The organism is Ignavibacteriota bacterium (assembly GCA_019637995.1).
In the GTDB taxonomy this organism is placed as follows: domain Bacteria; phylum Bacteroidota; class Ignavibacteria; order Kapaibacteriales; family UBA2268; genus JANJTB01.
In genome coordinates, this window is sequence record JAHBUQ010000001.1 from 1,421,182 (window position 1) to 1,442,159 (window position 20,978).

Sequence of the window (20,978 nt, forward strand, 5' to 3'; positions counted from 1 at the left end):
TTAAAATGTTAGAAGAACAACACAATCCAATTGAATCTAAAGTGTTTATTCACAAAGATAAAACATATAAATATGACTTTAATATCTTGACTGTTGAGCAAGCAGAACTTGCCCGTGAAGCAGGCGAATTCAAATATAATCAACTCCAGAACGAACCTGAAAACTTTAGGCAGGTAATCAAATCAAGAGGAGCAGAATGGCTTTCTATTGTTTTAAGCTATCTCTTGCGTGAAGTCAAAAATGATATTCTCCAACCATTTAATAAAGACAAAGCGGAATCGGAAGTCGAGGCATTTATAAAGAACCTACCTATTTCATACTTGAATGATTTGAGGGAGTGTGCAACGGATTTTTTTTCAGGTATCGGGAAGAAACCTCTTATCTTGGCGAACTTGCAAGGCGAAAAGAAGCGCAGCGGAATAGAAATGTTATTACCGATTTTGCAGAAGACTATGCAAGGGAACTTGAATCAAGACGCTTAATCGAAGAACAAGAGAAAATTGAAAACTGCTATAAAGTGGGTGAACTTAGCAAAAGGTTAGGAATAGCACTGGTAAATATTTGGTATGTACCTGTTCTTGCAAATAATGACATTACCAAGTACCCAACAGTTCGCCAATCTTTACTGTCAGATGCAATCAAAACTCTTGAAATTATGATTAATACAAGATAGCGTATATTAACGTTAGCCAAATTATAAGAATTTTGGCTTTAGTTAATGATCTGCTTATTTAATACTACTTTGAGCATCCGAATTCTCTATTACTTAAAACAAAAGTGTTGACAAAACGTTAATTATTTTGAATGTTTGTAAACATTTTTGTTGACAGTAAGAAAAAATTTTAGTATTTTTGTCAACATTGAAATGGAGAATTGTATGGAAAATGTTTTTGCAAAGAAGTTAAAATCAGCAAGGTTGCTTTCTGGCTTATCATTAAGAAAACTTGCTGAAAAGATGTCTATTGATTTATCAGCTCAAGCTCTTAATTTGTATGAAAAGGGCGAAAGAAAACCTGATAGTTCAATTATTATTGCATTGTCGGAAGCTTTACAAGTTCCGATTGATTATTTTTTCAGAGATTCAAATATCAAATTAGGAAATATTGAGTTTAGAAAGAAATCTAAACTTGGAAAAAAAGATATTCAACAAATAAAAGAATTTGTTATTGATTACCTTGAACGCTATATTGAAATTGAAAGAATATTAAATGTAAGATACGAATTCACTAATCCATTAGAAAAGATAGTAATTAATTCAATAGAGGACATAGAGACTGCAAGCCAAGAATTAAGAAAAAATTGGGAAATTGGAATGAATCCGGTCTCAAACATTATTGAAATGCTTGAAGATAAGGGTGTGAAGATAGTTGAGATTGACGCAGATCAGAGCTTTGACGGTCTTGCTACTTGGGTTGAGAATTTTCCAGTTATAGTTGTAAATCAAAATATTGACATAGTAAGAAAGAGATTTACTGTGATTCACGAGTTAGCACACTTACTACTGTCATTTCACGAAAATTTAAACGATAAATCCATTGAGAAATTATGTCATAACTTTGCTGGTGCATTTCTCTTACCTGAAGCATCATTGAAGAATTTTCTTGGAGCCAAGCGAAGTCATATTTCAATTCAGGAATTGATTGAAATTAAAGAATATTTTGGAATCTCAATTCAAGCAGTTATATATCGCTTATTCAATCTAAATATTATTTCTGAAGCTACTTTAAAAGGTTTCTTTATTAGACTTAATAAAGAAAAGCAAAGAAATGAAGCGAATTTTGGAAAATATGTTGGAGAAGAATCAAGTAGCAGATTTGAGAGATTAGTTCTTAAAGCTGCAAGCGAGGAAATTATTACTTTCAGTAAAGCTTCTCAACTTATGAAACAGAACCTTGAAGAATTTAGGCGAGGTTTTGAAGTATTCTAATGAAAGTAGCCATAAAAGATGCAAATATTATTTTCGACCTTTATGAAATGGATTTATTGGAGAGTTGTTTAGGTCTTGACTTTGACTTCATCACAAGTGATTTTGTCAATAGCGAAATAAAAACTGAAACTATTAAATTGATAATAAATGAATATAAATTAAAAAAAATAATTTCCATTGAATCATTAGATGCAGAGCAATTAACGGAGGCATTTCAGATAAATTTAGAACAACCCGGTTTGTCTATACCAGATTGTTCGGTTATTATATTGGCACAAAAGCACAACGCAATTATTCTGTCCGGAGATAAAGCTTTAAGGAATAAAGCAAAACAGTCAGGCATTGAATATCACGGAATTCTTTGGATATTAGATACTTTGATTGAGTATAATAGAATCTCCAAAGATACTGCTTTTACTAAGCTTAAAGAATTAATGAAGACGAATAAAAGACTTCCTGTTTCAGAATGTAATAAAAGGTTTGAGAACTGGTCAAACAAATAACCTCATATTTACATTATCCTGCACCTAATACATACATTCAATACCTGTACTCATTACTTGTAATCTTTCGAGCCAATTGCTTTATTTTGTAATTTTTAAATATTGCAATAGGTTTGCTTGTGGCAAAGAATTTTCAAGTAGTGCTTGACTTTCTGGTTAATCTAAAATCTGATAAATCCCAAGTTGAGAGATTAGCAAAAGAAGTTGAAACTATTCTAAGTAAGGTAAGTCCGGATTTGGATTTCGATAGTACTGAATTCAAGCATGGTATTAAGCAAGTAGTTCAATTTCTTATGGAAACAGAAGAAGGAGCTAAAGATTTGGAGAAAGTTCTTTCAGCATTAGAAATTGATTTAGACACAGAAGAAGCAAAGAAAGCTCTTAGTGATATAGAATCAATACTCACAGATATTGATAAAACAGACCTGTCCGAAATCGAGAAAACTCTAAACGAATTGCAGCAAGGAAACCTTGACGAAAACATCCAAAATCTTGACAAGGCACTTAAAGAAATGGATGCAACTAAGTTTGACAAAGAAGTTGAAAAACTTGCCGAATCTTTCCAAAGAGCACGCCAAGAAACAGAACAATTAGTTGCAAAACAAAAGTTAGCACTCCAAGCATTGAAAGCAAGTGGAAACGAAGGAAGTGAGGCATATAATAAACTTCAAAAAGAAATTTCCGAAGCCGAAGCAAAGTTGATACAGTTAGATTCAACATCAAAAAATACCAAAACCATTGGCGATAGAATGGCAACCTTCGGGATGGCAGTTCAAGGAATCGAACAATTGACATCAACATTAAATTCATTTCAAGAACCTTTTATAGAATTAGACAAACAAGTTAGAAACATAGGCACATTAGGAGTCAAAAACTTTCAGGAATTTGCTTCTGCTGCCACAAATCTATCAACAACCGTTCCTGATTCTGCGGGTGAAATCGCTCAAGGTGTTTATGATGCAATTTCCGCAGGAACAATTAAAGTAAAAGATGGCTTTGCAGATGTTACAGAAGGTATGGTATTTGTTGAAACCGCTTCAAAACTTGCTACAGCAGGACTAACATCTACACAAGATGCGGTGAATGGTCTAACATCAGTAATGAATGCTTATGGAATTGAAGCAGGACGATCAAGTGAAGTAGCTGATATTTTCTTTGGTGCGGTAAATGTTGGAAAAACAACAATTCCAGAACTTAATGCCTCCCTTGCTAACGTGATACCAACAGCTGCCGCATTTGAAGTAGAATTCAAACAAGTAGCAGCTGCAATTGCTACAATGACAAAACAAGGAACGCCAACTGCCCAAGCGACTACTCAAATTAGAGCGGCACTAACAGAACTTGCCAAACCAGGTGCTACATTAGCTCCAATTATGCAGAAAGCGGGTGTTTCATTGGATTCTTTAAAGAAGGATGGACTTCAAGAATCAATGAAAAAGATTGGAAGTGCAATTGAAGATGCAGGTAAGTCAGCCACACAGATATTTTCATCTGTTGAAGCTGCGGGTGCAGTGATGTTATTATCTGGTAAAAATGCTCAAATGGCTGCCGATGATTACATTGCAGTTGCAAATTCTATTGGCACAACAGAGGAAGCATTCAAAGTGGCTTCTGAAGGAATTGGAGTAAAAACAAAAATTATGCTTAACTCGATTCAAGCAGGTTTTAACAATTTAATGGAAACAATTGGTAGCACAGGACAAACGGTACTGTCAGCTTCTACTCAGTTAGCTCCATTGATAACTTCTTTTGCAGGACTTGGACAAATCATCCCATTAGATAAAATCAAGGGACAAATATCAGGTATATCATCAGGATTCACAAGTTTAATTAAAAATGCAGAAAGCACAGGTGGAGTAATAAAAGGTTTAAGCTCGAAAATGCAAGAAAGTGGCGGGATTTTAGCCAAGTTGGGACAGGCAATAGCAAATCCTTGGGTTTTAGGAATTGGGGCGGCTGTAGCTGGACTTACTTTGTATCTGACAAAAACAGAAAAGGGCAAGCAAATACTTGAACGTTGGGGCGATTCGTCAAAAGAACTTTGGAATAAAGCTCAACCAGTTATTGATTCTTTTCTTGATGCAGGAGAAGAATTTATCAATTACTTAATCAAAATAGGCGAATTTGTTTTTGAGATGCTTATTACCCCGATAGAAATAGCTATATCATTTGTTTCCGAAATAGTCAATGTCATTCTTGACTTAGTTGGTGTATCCAATGAATCTTCAAATGCATTTCAAAATTTTGGAGAAGTTTTGAAGCTAATCGGTAAATATTTTGAGATGACAGCCAAAGGAGTTCAAGTGTTGATATATTCAGTTAGAATAGCTAAGGATTTTGTGTTGGGCTTTATTGAATCAATACCTGAATTGTTTTCTGTCTTAATGGACTATGCTAAGTATTATCTTAATCCTGTGAATTGGATAAGCGGAGACGATGAATATGAAAAAGTGCTTTCAAACCGACTTACTAATGCAGTTTCCGGTGCAATGAATAAGGCAAAGAACACTATAGCAGAATCCAAACTTGACTTTGCTATTCAGAATGCAATGACAATCAAAGAAGAAATCGACAAAAACAAAAAAATAGATGAACTTGTAAAGAAGTTTGATAGTGCCAAGTCAGAAATCGAAAAGAAAAGTATAGCTGAAGAAATTGCAAAGCAAGTACCCGGTGCTGTGAATGGTTATAAGCAACTTATTGATGAAAATGGAAAAGTGGTTCAAGCTATTGATTTGAATATTGAAAAAGTAAAAGAATTCACAAAGGCGAATGAAGAATCTTATTCAAGTAAATTGAAATCAGAACAGAATACATTCACAGAAGGATTGAAAGAAAAAGCAGACTTATATCAAAATCTGTCCGAACAAGCAGAAACGCTTGCCAATAAGATTGTTGAAGGTTCAAAGAAGGGAGAAGATATTTCTGAAATCAAAACAAAGTATCAAAAAGTAACGGAAGAGCTTAAATCCCAAACCGAAGAGATGTCAAAGACACTTGCCGAAGGTTCAAAAATCGGGATTGAATTTGATAAGGTTGAACTGCCAAGCGAAGTAGAAGAACAATTCAATGTGCAATTAATTGAACTACGGAACAAGGTTAAAGATACTAAATTTGGAGAAGTAGTAACTGAAATGATTAGTATTCAAAAGGATCTTGACGAGCAGGATAATATTGGTAAATTAGTTGAAAAGTTCTCCAAAGCAAAGACGGACATTGAAAAAGCATCAATCGCTGAACAAATTAAACGAACAGCACCCGAAGCAGTAAAAGAAATTGGTGTAATCCAAGACAAAGAAGGCAAACTGATTAAGCAATATGACATTCAAAACGAGAAGATTCTTGAAGTATCGGAGAAGATGAAACAAAGGTATTCGAGTGAACTTCAATCTAAACAAGAAGCATATCTTGGCAACTTAATGAAAGAAGAAGATGCTTATAAATCCGGGCAGACTAAACTCAAAGAACTTCAAGATGAAATCAATAAGAGTAAAGCAAAGGGTCTTGATACTAAAGAACTTGAAAAGAGTTACGATGCAATTCAACAAAAGATGAATGCTCAAAAGGATGGCATTATTGATTGGGCAGGAAAAGCTATTCAAGGTGGAATTGATGTCAATAGAGTATATGAGCAAATAGCAAAGTCATTCGGCGTCAGTGTTGAAGAAGCAAAGAACCTTGTAAATGTTCAAAAAGAAAGCAAAACAGTTGGAGATTCGCAAGTAAAGGTTATTGATAAATTGGCAGAAGCTTGGTCTGCGGCAACTTCCGAGATAGATAATAATATTAAAAAGCAACTAAGTGCTATTAATGAAATGTCGAAACAGCTTAAAAATAAGGCTTTGAGCAAAGAAGAGCAGAAAGAATTACAAGAGCAATACAATTCAGAACTGAAAAGTTTAAAAGAAAATGTAAAAGAAAAGAAGAACCTCGACCGTATTGATGAAACCAATCAAATTAGAGCAGGGCTTAAAACTAAAGAAGGTAAGTCTGCTTTTGAATTGGCAAAACAAGAATCAGAACTGAAAAATAAGAATTTGGAGATTGATCAGAAGAATTATGAGTATGTCCAGAAACAAAGTTTGATTCAAGAAAACCGTAAAGCAGATTCTTATGATGAACTTCTTATCAATCAAAAGCAATTGGAAACAATTAAAAACCAAAGAATAGCTTGGATTGAAGCACTAAAAGCCAAGAAATTGATTAGCGAAGTAACAAATGAAGGCGAAATCATTTTCAATTCAAAAGTGAAAGAAGCAGATAAAACAGAGATTAAATCTATCATTCAGGATTTTAATATTAAGGTTCAAGAAGAGCAATCTAAGATACTTGAACTAAAAGTTAAGCTAAAAGCTGATGATATAGCTCTTAAAGACAAACTAAGCGACCTTGAGAAAAAGAAAATTGAATGGGAGATTTCAATAGGTATTAAGGAAGAAACAGCACTTGAGACTTACATTGATGAATACAGAAATAAGCTTTCGATAACAAGAAATGAAATCGAAACCAACAATGATGTCATTGTAAAATTGAATCAGGATTTGGAGAATGAATTAAGCAGAGTGTCTGGAGAAAATTCTGTACAAGAAACTGAGAGAATTAGGATTAGGTATGAATTGAAAATCAAAGAAGCAAAAGAGAAGAACCTTGAGCTTATTCAGAATGAATTAGACACCCAACAGAAGATAATAGATATTGAAGATAAAATCTATAAATCGAGGGTAGATTCCATTAAGAGAAGTGAAGATGAAAAGCTTTCTGAAATTGAGAACAGATTTAAAAGAGAATCCGAAATTTTGAATAAGTTCAACGAAATCTATAATAGGGCAACTGATAAAAGTCTAAGTGAAGATAAGGATTCCGAACTAAAAAAGATTGAAGACACCGAGAAAGCTAAACTTGCAGAACTTGAAAAGTGGCGTGATATGAATTCAATTAGTTCAGAAGTCTTTGAGAAGAAGAAAGCAGAAATCGAGGAGAACGGTAGAAAAGAGCGTGAGAAGAAAGAAGAAGAATTCCGAAGGAAGCAATTGCGAGCAGATTCTCAAAGGCAGGGTCTTGAATTAGAATTGCAAAGGCGTAAAGATAATGAAACTTTGAGTATTCAGAAAGATGCTTTAAAGAAGCAACTTGAACTACTGGAAGAAAAGGCAAACAAGTTTGATTTATTTGGCAGACCGATTTTTGATAGTCAAAAGGAACAAGAAGAATATGATGCACTTTCCAAAAAACTACTTGAAACAGAGAAATTGATTTCCGAACGTGGTGATTCGCTTGGATTACTTGTAACAGAGCTTCAAACAACAGTTACCGATAGTTTGAGTAATCTATTCGCAGGCGACCCGGAAGCTGCAGCAGACAGTTGGAGAAAATTCTTTTCACAACTTGCAGGTATGTTGCAAGCAAAGGCTTCGGCATTTATATTGGATTTGGTATTGTCTCCAGGAACAATGCAGTATATATCAGCTTTGCCTTTCCCTGCAAATGTTGTTGCAATTCCTGTAATAACAACTGCAATCAATGCGGCTGTTAAGGCAATAACAGACCCGATAATATCAACAATCCTTAGCTTTTCAACTGGTGGTAGAATTGACCAACCGACTATGGCAATTATTGGAGATGGTTCACGCTTGGGAGGCAGAAACCGAGAATGGATTTTCAACGATTCTCAATTGATTGCCACTGTTCAAATGGCAGGAGCAAACTCAAATTCAATGCTAATAGCTAAACTTGACCGAGTAGAAAAGCTACTTGCCTCCCAAGAATTGAAAACAACTCTTCGGGGAAACGATATTGATATAGCACTCAGAAGGACAAACATACATAATCTTTCGAGGAAAAAATAAATTCAAATAATTGGCAATAATAATTATTTATTTTCGATAAATTGATAAATGATATTTCACTTTAAAATATGTTAGTTTTTGAAGGAAAATTCAATAATTCTGTTCATATTTTGTCCATTTCAATAACAACTACATCTAAGTCATTGATTTATAAAGAAGTCAAATAGTCCCTCCGGGCCCACAATAAAAATTGAAAGGCTGTGACATCAATCTCAGCCTTTTTTAATTATATTCATCTAATCTTCAGGGCTTTTACCCCCCACAAACCATAAAGTAACTGTAAGTAAATTAAGTATTTTTTAGCACTTCTTGGACAAATTTTGGACACAGGTTTCTTAGCCTTTTTTTTACTAAATTTTTAAATATTATAAATCCTTTCTAATAATAATGAAACTACAGCCCTTTGGCATTAATCCCAATCTCTTACTTAAATTACAATAGTTCTAAGCAAATAAATTTCATCTGGTAAATTTGATATTATATTCCGTTTTTTCTGTATTACTGTATTCCGGAGAATTCGATACAAAGTAATTTTCTTACAGGAACAACTCAAAATAGCCCGCTAATGCAAAATAGTATGCTGATTTATTAAATACTTATTCGAGTTGTAAATAACAATCAGTTAAAAAGAAGTCAGAATTTACTAATCCAATACATTAAAATTTGAAAATTCATTTATTGTAATTTCATAAAATTCATCAAAGTTGTTTAAACTTACTTTGCTTTGAGAAATAGGAACATATCGTTCTCCATTCCAGAATCTTAGTAGAAAGTTTCTTGGAATTTCAGTAATACCAAGAGAAGATTTTTCGATAATTAATATTACTGTTGCATCAATATTAGATGAAGCATACAAATCCCAAAATACAAACGGATTAACTAAAGAGCCTGCGACAGACTTGTTTGCATTAAGACGTACAGCAAAAAATCCATCTTTACTACCGGGAGTTATTGAAACCGTATAGTTATTAGTTCCATCAGTAACAGGGAAAGTGCGAGTCTGATTCTGCACAGCTGATTGTATCAACCGACCAGTACCGATAGTTTGAATTAAGCCTCCACTAATCTCACCATTGAGGAAAAAGTCGCTATCGCCAACTTTATAATTATAGCCGGTCATATCAATATTACCGGTGTGTGTGTAGTTGGAGATATTGATAGTGGCAGCTATACAAGCCACATCAAGTGCTTCATTCAGGTTGTCAAAATGAGTCACTTGCCATCCGCTTGTGTTTTCGTCAATATCATCGCTTACAAAAACAATAGCTGAAGAATTAGCTGTACTCAAAGTAAATTTTGTTCGGGTGTCAGACTGGAGACCGGATTTATTGCTAACAGCTACAACCCAAAAATCAGTCGTACCTTCTTCGTAATCATCAGGAGTCAAAGTAATTGACAATGATGCGACTTCATTAATTGCATCTTCATCAAATTCAGTTTTATATACTGTGAATTTATGTTGTTCTGTTCCGTTTCCAGGGGATGGACCAGTCGGAGTAAGTGTATAAGAATTATCCAAACAAACATAGCCCAATTCAACAGCTAATGAAGCATTATCCGGTTTAGTAGTTACACCTGAAGATCCCGCTAACCAATCACTGGTTTGATCATCGAAAACAGTTCTAATCCGATAAAAATAAGTTGTATTAGGGCTAAATACAGTTGCATCTTCATTTTGTATTACTAAACTATTACCATCAACATACCTGTTATTGTACAAATCTATATGAGTTAAAAAATTGCTTGTGGTAGAGACGGTTACTTCAAATCCGTCAACACCACCTTCTGAGGGGTTTTTCCAACCAATCTGAAAGGAGTTATTTGTAGCCTCTGTAATCAAGCCAACACTTTGTGGAGCTAAAGGCTTTGTACTAAAACTTCTGGGATTATTTACAGCATCCGAAATATTATAGCCGGAAGCATTATACTCAAAGACTTTAACAGTATATAATCTTCCGGGTTGAAGCCCGGTAACAGATACAATTCTATCTGAACCTAAGTAAACAATTTTTGAGTTTTATATAGAAGGAGCTATACTAAAATTACTATTTGAAGTATAGTTTGTGATTGGTATTTCAGTTGGGAAGGAATTTACTGATGTACCTTCTTCAACTAAAATAATTCTTTCAGTGCCATTTCCTTTTGTAGCAACAACTGTAAAACCACTTGCAGTTAAGTTAGTAAAAACAATATTATAAGCTTGCTGAGTTGGAACTTGGCTATATAACTCAACTTTTAAAAGTATAAACAAAGTAAAAATAATAATAAAAATATTTATGGATTTTTTCATTTCTCACCTATTTGTAAATAAAAATTGAAAAAAATAGTTCAAAAATATTAAATACATAATACAAAGGTATATATAAATTAGTACAATACTAAACTATTTTTAGTATACAGCAATTATATCATTATTATAGAATAATTTTATTTTTACCATCTGCTAATATTATACAAATTATGTCAATTCAACCACCTCTACCCTATTGATAATCATAAGTTTAAAGACTTTTAAAAAACATCAAAGGAATCAGATATACCTGGAGTAAAAATAATTTTAAATTTTATTACAATTGAATATATTTTCATACGTTCATATATTAAATTTCGTGCAAACTATAAATTATATTAAAATTGACTTATCGCAACATATCGGCAGAAAAATTGGATAAGATGGCAGAGGTTCTCAAAACCATTGCACATCCTGTTCGCCTTGAGATTATAGAACTTCTTGAAAGTTCAGGAACAATGGGTGTAACAGACTTACAGCAGAAATTAAAGATTGAGCAGTCCCTTCTATCTCACCATTTGACTAAAATGAAAGATAAGGGTATATTATGCTCAGAAAGAAATGGTAAAAATTTATATTATTCCATAGCACTCAAAAACATTGAATCAATTTTTGATTGTATGGGTAAATGCAAAATTGTATAATATTTTTTTATATATTATATGTATATATGAACATATATTGGATTGTTGAATGGAAATAATTGGTTATATAAGCTTTATTATTATGGGTATTGTTCTGGGATTGATTGGTGGAGGTGGCTCCATACTTACAGTTCCAATATTGGTTTACATATTAGGTTCAGACCCTGTGCTTGCAACATCATACTCATTATTTATTGTCGGAGTATCTGCAGCTATTGGCTCTATCCAATTTTTTAGAAATAAATTAGTGGATATTAAAGCTGCTATTGTATTTTCAATTCCGTCATTGATAGCAGTGTTTCTGACCCGAGCATATTTAATGCCTTCGATACCGGATTCTTTAATTAATACTTCAGGATTCGTGCTTGATAAGCCACTTGCAATTCTTTTATTATTTGCAATACTGATGCTTGCAGCATCTTTTTCTATGATAAAATCCGGAAAAAGTAATATTGAAGCAGATATTATTGCACCAAAATTCAATTATCCGATGATTTTTATTGAAGGTTTTGTTGTGGGTGTTCTTACCGGTCTTGTTGGTGCAGGAGGTGGATTTCTGATAATTCCCGCTTTGGTAATCCTTGCAAAAATCCCTATGAAAATGGCAGTAGGAACATCACTTGTGATTATAGCAGTTAAATCTATTATTGGATTCTCAGGTGATATGATGGCTGAAATTGATATCAACTGGATGTCGTTAATAATATTCACAGGCATTTCTATTATTGGTATGTTGATCGGCACAATATTATCCAAGAAAATTCCGGGCTCTTCACTCAAAAAAGGGTTTGGTTATTTTGTCCTGATAATGGGCATATTTATAATCATCAAAGAGTTATTTCTAAACTAACATAATATGAAACAAATTATTATTATAAAATTTAAGAGGTTATTAAAATGATTATTGAACAAATTTACACAGGTTGCCTTGCCCAAGGTGCTTACTACATCGAATCAGATGGAATAGCTGCAATAATTGATCCTTTGCGTGAATCTTCTCCTTATATTTCGCGTGCTGAGAAGAACAATGCAAAAATAAAGTATATTTTTGAAACACATTTCCATGCCGATTTTGTATCAGGTCATATTGATTTAGCAAGAAAAACCGGTGCTACAATTGTGTTTGGACCAAAAGCAGAAACAAAATACGAAAGCTATGTAGCTCAGGATGGCGAGATTTTCAATATCGGAAAATTGAAAATTAAAACCTTACATACTCCCGGACATACTCCTGAATCAACTACATATTTACTAATTGATGAAAATGGCAAGAATCATGCAATTTTCTCAGGTGATACTTTATTCATAGGTGATGTTGGAAGACCTGACCTCGCTGTTAAAAGTGATTTAACTAAGGAAGACTTAGCAGCAATGCTTTATGATTCGCTTCAAAATAAAATTATCCCGCTTGAAGATGATATACTCGTTTATCCTGCTCACGGTGCAGGTTCTGCATGTGGAAAGAAAATGAGCAAGGAAACAGTTGATTATCTCGGAATTCAGAAAAAGACAAATTATGCTCTTTTAGCTCCAGACAAACCCACATTTATACAGCAGGTTATAGAGGGAATAATGCCGCCTCCACCCTATTTTCCGGTAAATGCAAGAATGAATAAAGAGGGTTATGATAGTTTCGACATTGTGATGAAAAAAGGTGCTAACCCACTTAGCCCGGAACAGTTTGAAGAAATTGTGAACTCATATTCTGCTCTGATGCTTGATTCAAGATATCAGCAGGTATTTAATAAATCATTCATTCCGAATTCAGTAAATATAAGCCTCGACGGGCAGTTTGCTCCATGGGTTGGTGCATTGATACCGGACATCAAACAACCGATAGTATTAATTACCGAAGAAGATAAATTAGAAGAAACTCTGATGAGACTTGCACGCGTGGGCTATGAAAATGTCCTTGGATATCTTGAAGGTGGTATCGAAGCATGGAAAAATGCCGGTAAGGAAATTGATATAATTCACTCAATTTCACCTTCAGAGTTGAAAGAAAGAGTAGAATCGGGAAATAAAATCAATATTTTAGATGTTAGACGTCCAAGCGAGTATGAAATAAGTCATATTCCGGGAGCAGTTAATTTCCCGCTTGATTATATTAATGAAAGAATGCACGAAATTGACAGAAATACAGACTACATTCTGCACTGTTCTGGCGGTTACCGATCAATGACAACTGCTTCAATTCTTCGTTCAAGAGGATTTGATAATGTTATTGATGTGGATGGTGGTTTTAACGCCATTACTGAAACCGGAATAAAATTAGTATCAAATAATTAATCTTAATTAAGGATAACGATGTCAAATTACAAAGATTTATCTCCGCAAGAATTCAAAGCAGGTGTTGAAAGTAATCCCAATGCTAAGGTTATTGATTGCAGGACCTTACCGGAACTAATGGAATTCAAACTGGAACACGATTTTCATATTGATATTATGTCACCAGTTTTTGGACAAAAAATATCAGAACTCGATAAAAATAATGCCTACTACATATATTGCAGAAGTGGCAACCGTAGTGCATTTTTATGTGATTTTATGGCTCGTCAAGGATTTGAACAGCTGTATAATCTGGATGGTGGAGTTATTGCCTGGCGTTATCAAATGATGGGTAGATAAGGCTAAATAAGCAATTATCGGAACTGTCTGATAATCAATTCATTTGAGGATTATCAGACAGTACCTTAATCAAATCAATATTAAATAGGCGTTAATCTTTTCAGATTATTGCAGTTTTAGTTTTTACAAAAAATTAAATATGAATAAAATTATTAATAAAATTTAGGAGTATATAAATGCTTGAATTCATTAAGCAACCTTGGACATGGTATGTAGCAGGTCCAATGATTACACTTGTGATGTTTTTGATGCTCTACCTAGGAAAGAATTTCGGAGTATCATCTACAATGAGGACAATTTGCGCCTCAACCGGAGCCGGAAAATTCATCCCATTTTTCAATTTTAAATGGAAAGAACAACTTTGGAATATATTTTTTGTAGTTGGAATGATACTTGGCGGATTGATAGCCTCGACTCTGCTTTCTTCACCTGAACCTGTACAGATATCAGAGCAGGCTACGATTAATCTTATGGCTATGGGTATCAGCAGTCCGGGCACAGATATATTGCCTGCAGAAATTTTCTCATGGGAAAGTTTGATGACATTCAAAGGTTTTACTATTCTTGTTGTCGGAGGATTTTTAGTTGGATTTGGAGCAAGGTGGGCAGGCGGATGTACATCAGGTCATGCAATCAGTGGACTTAGCAATCTGCAACTACCTTCACTAATTGCTGTCGCAGGATTTTTTATTGGTGGTCTGGTTATGACATATTTTATGTTGCCATTAATTTTAAGGACAGGAATATGATGAATACAAAAATGATGAAGCAATATTTTCAAATAACTTTAGTTGGGATATTATTTGGTATTATTCTAACAAAAGCTGAAGTTATTTCATGGTATAGAATTTACGAAATGTTTACTTTTGAATCATTTCACATGTTTGGAATAATTGGTTCTGCAGTAGCATTAGGAGCAATAGTAACAACAATTATCAAAAAATTCAAACTAAAGTCTATTGAAGGTAATGAGATAAAAATCGCACCAAAAGATTTCAGCATTTCAAGATATTTGTTCGGAGGAATACTTTTCGGAATCGGCTGGGCAATGGCGGGTGCTTGCCCGGGACCAATTTACATACTTATCGGAAATGGATTTTCGGTGATGCTTGTTGTTATTGCATCAGCAATTTTGGGTACTTTCGTTTATGGTTTAGTTCAGCACAAACTGCCACATTAATTTGTAAAATTCAAACAGAGAATAAAAATCTCTTATATTCTCAAAAGTTAATTTACCTTTTTTTACTATCCTTAACATTTTCAAATTATAAAGTATGAGTTTGGAGAATGCCGAATATTAAATCCGACTTTAATTTTGCAAACTAAAATATACAAAATATAATTTGTTTTGTGTATTTATTTGCGGAATTTAACAAAATCAATCAATTTTTTAAATAGTTTCAATTATTTTGAAATTTCAATTCCTATTATAAAGGGTTTTTTCTATATTTGTAATTATAAAAACTGTATATAAATAAAAAGATATTACAATTAGAGTAAAATCTCTCATAGAGGCAAGACAATGAGCAGAAAAAAAAGATCTGCCAATCCATTTTTGATAGGATTGTTTGTCATTACAGGCAGTCTGATAATGATTGGCTTGATTATCTGGCTTGGTGCAAGCCAAATTCTTAAGCAGCAGACTTATTATGTTACTTATTTTGACACTTCAGTTGAAGGTCTGGAGAATGGCTCTGCAGTAAAATATCAGGGTGTACCCTGTGGCAGGATTACAACTATTCAGGTCGCTCCGGATGGACGCTTAGTGGAAGTAATTTTTCTGATTGATGTTAAAATCAGTATTGATGACAGCTTGAGAATACAGCCAGCAATGGCAGGTATCGCAGGTGGCAAGTTCCTTCAGCTGCATTATCCCTCTAATCCTGATATGGCAAACAGGTATCCTAATATTGGAAGCATTGACCCGCCTTACAGATTGATTCGCTCCGCTCCTTCAGGCATAGAAGAAATTACTATAGCCGCAGAAGCAGTGATGAATAATTTAATGGCTCTGAATGTCTTTGAATTAAACAAAAAAACAATGGAATTTTTGGATGTTTCTACAGATTTTTTCAAGAAAAAAGAATTGCATGATATTTTAGTCAATCTTGAAGCTTCTTCAAGTCACTTAAATTCTGTCCTTGAAAAAGCAGATTCATCTTTGGCAATCGAAAATATTACTGAAACGACGCTGATATTTAAAAAATCGGCAATGAGAATTGAAGATATGATTGCTGAACTGAATTCACAAATCGAGCAAATGCAACTGAATAAGCACATGGATAAGATATATTCAAAATATGATTCTTCGATGACTCAGACGACTAATGTTATTGCTAATATGGGATTCAGAGCCGAATCATCAATATATTCTTTTCAGGAATTAATGGATGAGCTAATCCGTACAAATAAGGATTTGAGAAATACATTAAGAGCATTTACCGATAATCCATCTACAATGTTTTTAAGTTTACCGCCTCCTAAAGAGGATTAAATTAATTATTTTTTCCACATTTTAAAATTAATTCTTAACAAAAACAGTTTTTATGTGTCATATATATTGTATGTGTGCATATTTCAATAAGAAAATTATTTATTAAATTTTAGATTTAAATTATGGCAATATCAATGAAACGCTTTTATTTGCTAATACTTGGGTTATTTATATCCCAACTGTTAACTTCACAAATAATATTATCCAAAAAACAGTTCACGCATGAAGATGCAATGAAATTCAGGTCAATTCGCTCGACAGCAATATCTGATAACGGCTTATGGGTGGCTTATTCTGTGTTTCCCGACCGCGGCGATGGCAATTTAATTGTCTCAGCCGGCGATGATACAAACAAAGTTATCATTCCTCGTGGAGACAGACCAGTATTCTCGAATGACGGTTATTGGCTTGCTGCTGTTCAAATGCCTAAATCCTTAGATGTTGAAAATGCAAAATCACCAAAAGACAAACCCAAAAATGGTATGATTTTGCTAAGAAATTCTACCGGCAAATTTGATGAATTTGAAAATATAAATAAATTCGAATTCAGCAATGACTCAAAATGGCTTATATATCAAAAATATAAGGATGATAATCGCAAAAGCGATAAAATGAAAAAGAAAGAAATCGGATCTGAATTGATTATTAAGCATTTATTCTCAGGTACTGAAATCAAAATTGATGATGTTTCTGAATATTTACTGGATAGTACATCTACTTACTTGTTTTATACAGTATCTTCACCTGAAGGGAAACGTGATGGTGTTTATCGCCGTGACTTGAAAGAAGATTTTGCTCCTGAAACCGCAATCAATAAGATGGAAAATACTTTTTTCTCTGCACTTGCATGGAATGACAATAAAAATTCACTTGCCTATATATCTTCAACTTTAAGAAAAGATGGTCGTCCTGATGAAGGACAATTGATTTTATGGGAAAAAATTAGTCCACAAACTATGAAGTTTGCTGTTACTTCAACAGCTGTAAAAAAAGGATGGTATATTCCGGCAAAAAATAAAACTCAGTGGTCTGAAGATGGCTTAAAACTATTCTTCGGATTAAAGCCAAATAGTGAAAAAGATACAGCAGACATCGAAGATCTAAAATTTACCGAGTCAAGCTTCTATGATGCTGATTCAATTTTATATAATTCAGATGATTTAATTTGGCATTGGAAAGACCCAAGAATATCTACTCATCAGGTTAATTGGTGGAACAAGAATAAAGACAGGACTTATGCAGCAGTTTATGATGCTGAAAGACGCAATTTTTTTCAACTTGCAGATGAAACCCTTGAAGATGTAAAATATAGCGATAATTCTAATTTCACCATCGGATATGATGACTCAAAATATGCCCTTCAATCAACTTGGGGGGGCTGGTTCTATGACCTTTATGTAATTGATCTTAATACAGGTGAGCGGAAATTAGTTGTTGAAGCAATAGCCGAAACTGCTAATTTATCACCACTTGGCAAACATATTGTTTACTTTAAAGATAAGAACTGGCACATTTACGATACAGAAACCGGCAAAATGTCAAATATCACCGAAAGAATTAAAATTCCATTTCATGATATTGATCAGGATTTACCTATTGAAGCCGGAAGTTACGGTATTGGAGGATTCTTCGAACTTGATAAATATGTTCTGATATACGAAAGAAATGATATTTACAAGTTTTTCCTTGGTGACCATGGTTCTTTTGTTAATTTGACCGCCACTGTAGGAAGAAGACTTGATATAACTTTCAGACTTCGCCAGACAAATACAAGAAAAAAAGTATTCAGTGAAAAAGATACTGTTTATATGCATGGCTATAGTCATAAAAGCAAGAATACGAATCTTTACTTTCTCGAAACTCATATCGCAGGAGGTATAAATATTTGTACCGAAAGTGGAATGGGACACATTGAAGGAAAAAATTATTTCTTTGTAAAAAAAGCTCAAAATGCTGATAAAATTCTTTATACCAAAGAAAGCTTTGATGAATTTCCTGATTTATGGTACTCGGATATTTTCCTTGATTCAGCAAAGAAAATCAGCGATGTTAATCCGGAGATGAAGGATTTTATTTGGGGTACGACTGAGTCATTATCCTGGGTATCTCCAGTTGGTGATACGTTGGACGGGTATTTAATCAAGCCTGATGGATTTGACCCAAAAAAGAAGTATCCTGTATTAGTTTATTATTACGAAAGATTTTCAGAGCATACTCACCGCTTTTATCAGCCGAGAATTAACCACAGACCCGCATATCAGGTTTATTTGGGTGAAGGCTACCTTGTATTTGTCCCTGATGTTAAATATCGTGACGGACGCCCTGGTACAGATGCAGTAGATGCTGTTACTTCAGGTGTTCAGACACTGATAGACAGGGGAATTGCAGATCCTAAAAAGCTTGTTATTCAGGGGCATTCCTGGGCAGGCTATCAGACAGCGTACATAGTAACTCAAACCGATATGTTTGCCGCAGCCGGAGCAGGTGCACCAGTTGGTAATATGACAAGTGCTTATAGCCAAATAAGAACTGAATCAGGTCTTGCACGCCAATTCCAGTATGAAAAATACCAAAGCAGAATCGGTGGCAATCTTTGGGATTCACTGGATGCTTATATTCGTAATTCTCCTGTATTTTATGCAAATAAAGCTGTTACACCTCTTTTGATTCTGCATGGTAATGTTGATGAAGCTGTTCCGTTTTCACAAGGTGTTGAGCTTTATCTTGCTTTCAGAAGACTAAGCAAAAATTGCGTTATGGTGGAATATCGCAATGAACCACATCACCCGAGAAAATACGAAAACAGGCTTGACTGGGCTATTAAAATGAAACAGTGGTTCGATCATTATGCTCTCGGCAAACCCGCACCAGAATGGATTTCAGAAGGAAGAATTTATAAAGGTAATAAATAATGCATACCGCTGAATATTGGATTGAAAAACTTGGGCTTAGGGCTCATCCTGAAGGAGGTTTCTACAAGGAGACATATCGCTCTGACGAGTTTATAGTTTCTGATTCTCTGCCGGATAGATACAATTCCGACAGGAGTTTTTCCACAACTATTTACTTTATGATTACTAAAGACTCTTTTTCAAAATTTCACAAAGTAAACAGTGATGAATTTTGGTTTTTTCATTCCGGAGGTTCTGCTAAAATTTACAACCTTACAAATAGTGGAGAATTAATTATTAAACATTTTGGAATTGATACTGATAACAATGAATTCCCTCAGATATTAATTCCCCAAAATACATGGTTTGCAGCTGAAGTTGAAAATGGTGATTACGTCCTGCTTTCTTGTACAGTAGCTCCGGGATTTGACTTTGAGGATTTCACTCTTGCAGAAAGAAACGAATTTATTACTGATTTTCCTCAGCACAAACAATTAATCAAAAAACTTACTTAATTTACGGATGCAGTATGAACTTCAAAATTATAGAAGTAGAAAATAAATCACAAAAGAAGAGATTCGTAAAATCTCAATGGAATTTTTACAAAGGTGACAGCAACTTCGTACCACCTCTGGTTTATGATAGGATGAAACTTCTTGATACAGAGAAAAATCCATTTTACAAACATTCAGAGATAAAGCTCTGGTTAGCAGAATCAAATGGTGAAATTATCGGTAGAATAGCAGGTATTATAAATGATAATCATAATATTCAGCATAATGACAATATCGGATTTTTTGGTTTTTTTGAATGTATTAATAATGCAGATGTTGCAAAAGAACTTTTAGATGCAGCTGAAAACTGGTTGAAATCAAAAGGTAAAACCGGAATGCGTGGTCCTGTTAATCCATCAATGAATGATGAAAATGCTATTCTTATTGAAGGCTTCAATGAGCCTCCAAGAATACTAATGCCTTATAACCCGCCATATTATGCTGAACTTATGGATAAATGCGGAATGCACAAGGCTAAAGATTTGTTAGCATATAAACTTGAGTATGAAAAATATGTCACCGACAAAATGAAACGCATGCAAAGCCTTTTAAAAGAGCGTCACCAGATTACTATCAGAGATATAAATTTTAAGAATAAAGAACAATTCCGAAAGGATGTCAAGACACTTAAGGAAATATATAATGCAGCATGGCAGCCGAATTGGGGCTTTGTAAAAATGACAGACGAAGAATTTGATTTTATGGCTAATGATTTAAAGCCAATTGCTAATCCACGTGTGGCATTTATAGCTGAAATTAAGGGACAACCCGCTGCTTTTCATTTAGGGCTGCCGGACCTTAATCAGGTGCTGATTCATAATAAAAAAGGTAGTATGGCAGGTGCTTTATGGCAAATGACGACAAAGAAAAAGCATATCAACATAATGCGTATTATTGTTCTCGGCGTTCTTCCACAATACCAAAGAACAGGAGTTGATGCCGTGATTTATTACGAATCCGGCGAGCGGGCACATCAATTAGGAATGGATATTGGTGAAGCATCTTGGATTCTGGAAGATAACGACATGATGAACAGAGGTCTTACTACAACTATGAGTGGCTATGTTTATAAAAAATATAGAATTTACGAGAGATAGAAACTGATATTTAATATTGCCAAAGTATGAATATGTGTAGATGCAAAAATATTTGTTACTGCGAGAAATCAGAAGTCTCTTTTATTCTATGAATTATTAATGAT

Annotated in this window: 17 protein-coding genes; 15 read left to right on the forward strand and 2 right to left on the reverse strand. The window is 34.0% G+C overall.

Going from position 1 to position 20,978, the window contains the following annotated elements:
- Positions 1-5 precede the first annotated feature (5 nt).
- From KF896_05645 to KF896_05665, 5 genes are all read left to right on the forward strand, one after another.
- Positions 6-482 (forward strand): hypothetical protein, encoded by a 477-nt coding sequence (locus KF896_05645; GenBank protein MBX3043182.1) that lies wholly within the window; start codon positions 6-8, stop codon positions 480-482.
- Positions 483-517: 35 nt separating this feature from the next.
- Positions 518-673, forward strand: a complete 156-nt coding sequence (locus KF896_05650) for a hypothetical protein (protein ID MBX3043183.1) — start codon at positions 518-520, stop codon at positions 671-673.
- A 204-nt stretch (positions 674-877) separates the two neighbouring features.
- On the forward strand, positions 878-1,927 hold the full coding sequence (locus KF896_05655) for an ImmA/IrrE family metallo-endopeptidase (protein MBX3043184.1): 1,050 nt from the start codon (positions 878-880) through the stop codon (positions 1,925-1,927).
- Positions 1,927-2,430, forward strand: coding sequence for a hypothetical protein (locus KF896_05660; protein MBX3043185.1), 504 nt, complete (start codon positions 1,927-1,929; stop codon positions 2,428-2,430). Before KF896_05655 ends, KF896_05660 begins: the two co-directional genes overlap by 1 nt.
- A gap of 119 nt (positions 2,431-2,549) precedes the next feature.
- The gene (locus tag KF896_05665) at positions 2,550-8,276 is read left to right on the forward strand and encodes a phage tail tape measure protein (protein ID MBX3043186.1); all 5,727 of its coding nucleotides are present in this window, start codon (positions 2,550-2,552) and stop codon (positions 8,274-8,276) included.
- A gap of 643 nt (positions 8,277-8,919) precedes the next feature.
- Here KF896_05665 and KF896_05670 read toward each other — a convergent pair.
- Both KF896_05670 and KF896_05675 read right to left on the reverse strand, forming a co-directional pair.
- Positions 8,920-10,116: a fibronectin type III domain-containing protein gene (locus KF896_05670; protein ID MBX3043187.1), complete on the reverse strand. Its 1,197-nt coding sequence runs from the start codon at positions 10,114-10,116 to the stop codon at positions 8,920-8,922.
- 177 nt (positions 10,117-10,293) lie between these two features.
- Positions 10,294-10,566, reverse strand: a complete 273-nt coding sequence (locus KF896_05675; protein ID MBX3043188.1) for a hypothetical protein — start codon at positions 10,564-10,566, stop codon at positions 10,294-10,296.
- A 383-nt stretch (positions 10,567-10,949) separates the two neighbouring features.
- Between KF896_05675 and KF896_05680 the strand changes: the two genes are divergently transcribed.
- The 10 genes from KF896_05680 to KF896_05725 all read left to right on the forward strand — a co-directional run bounded on the left by KF896_05680 (position 10,950) and on the right by KF896_05725 (position 20,874).
- Entirely contained in the window at positions 10,950-11,210 is a 261-nt protein-coding gene (locus KF896_05680; protein MBX3043189.1) for a winged helix-turn-helix transcriptional regulator, read from the forward strand.
- A gap of 49 nt (positions 11,211-11,259) precedes the next feature.
- Complete coding sequence (locus KF896_05685) at positions 11,260-12,060, forward strand: sulfite exporter TauE/SafE family protein (GenBank protein ID MBX3043190.1); 801 nt, start codon at positions 11,260-11,262, stop codon at positions 12,058-12,060.
- Between the two features lie 47 nt (positions 12,061-12,107).
- Positions 12,108-13,499 carry an MBL fold metallo-hydrolase gene (locus KF896_05690; protein MBX3043191.1) on the forward strand — a complete coding sequence of 464 codons (1,392 nt, stop codon included), beginning with the start codon at positions 12,108-12,110 and terminating at the stop codon, positions 13,497-13,499.
- An 18-nt stretch (positions 13,500-13,517) separates the two neighbouring features.
- Positions 13,518-13,838, forward strand: a complete 321-nt coding sequence (locus tag KF896_05695; GenBank protein ID MBX3043192.1) for a rhodanese-like domain-containing protein — start codon at positions 13,518-13,520, stop codon at positions 13,836-13,838.
- A 176-nt stretch (positions 13,839-14,014) separates the two neighbouring features.
- Positions 14,015-14,587, forward strand: a complete 573-nt coding sequence (locus tag KF896_05700) for a YeeE/YedE family protein (protein ID MBX3043193.1) — start codon at positions 14,015-14,017, stop codon at positions 14,585-14,587.
- A gap of 14 nt (positions 14,588-14,601) precedes the next feature.
- The gene (locus KF896_05705) at positions 14,602-15,018 is read left to right on the forward strand and encodes a YeeE/YedE family protein (protein MBX3043194.1); all 417 of its coding nucleotides are present in this window, start codon (positions 14,602-14,604) and stop codon (positions 15,016-15,018) included.
- Between the two features lie 342 nt (positions 15,019-15,360).
- A complete protein-coding gene (locus KF896_05710) occupies positions 15,361-16,332 on the forward strand; it encodes an MCE family protein (GenBank protein MBX3043195.1) in 972 nt (323 codons plus the stop codon).
- A 122-nt stretch (positions 16,333-16,454) separates the two neighbouring features.
- Positions 16,455-19,244 carry a S9 family peptidase gene (locus tag KF896_05715; protein MBX3043196.1) on the forward strand — a complete coding sequence of 930 codons (2,790 nt, stop codon included), beginning with the start codon at positions 16,455-16,457 and terminating at the stop codon, positions 19,242-19,244.
- A complete protein-coding gene (locus KF896_05720) occupies positions 19,244-19,738 on the forward strand; it encodes a cupin domain-containing protein (GenBank protein ID MBX3043197.1) in 495 nt (164 codons plus the stop codon). The genes KF896_05715 and KF896_05720 overlap by 1 nt, the downstream gene beginning before the upstream one ends.
- A gap of 14 nt (positions 19,739-19,752) precedes the next feature.
- Complete coding sequence (locus tag KF896_05725) at positions 19,753-20,874, forward strand: hypothetical protein (GenBank protein MBX3043198.1); 1,122 nt, start codon at positions 19,753-19,755, stop codon at positions 20,872-20,874.
- Positions 20,875-20,978 lie beyond the last annotated feature (104 nt).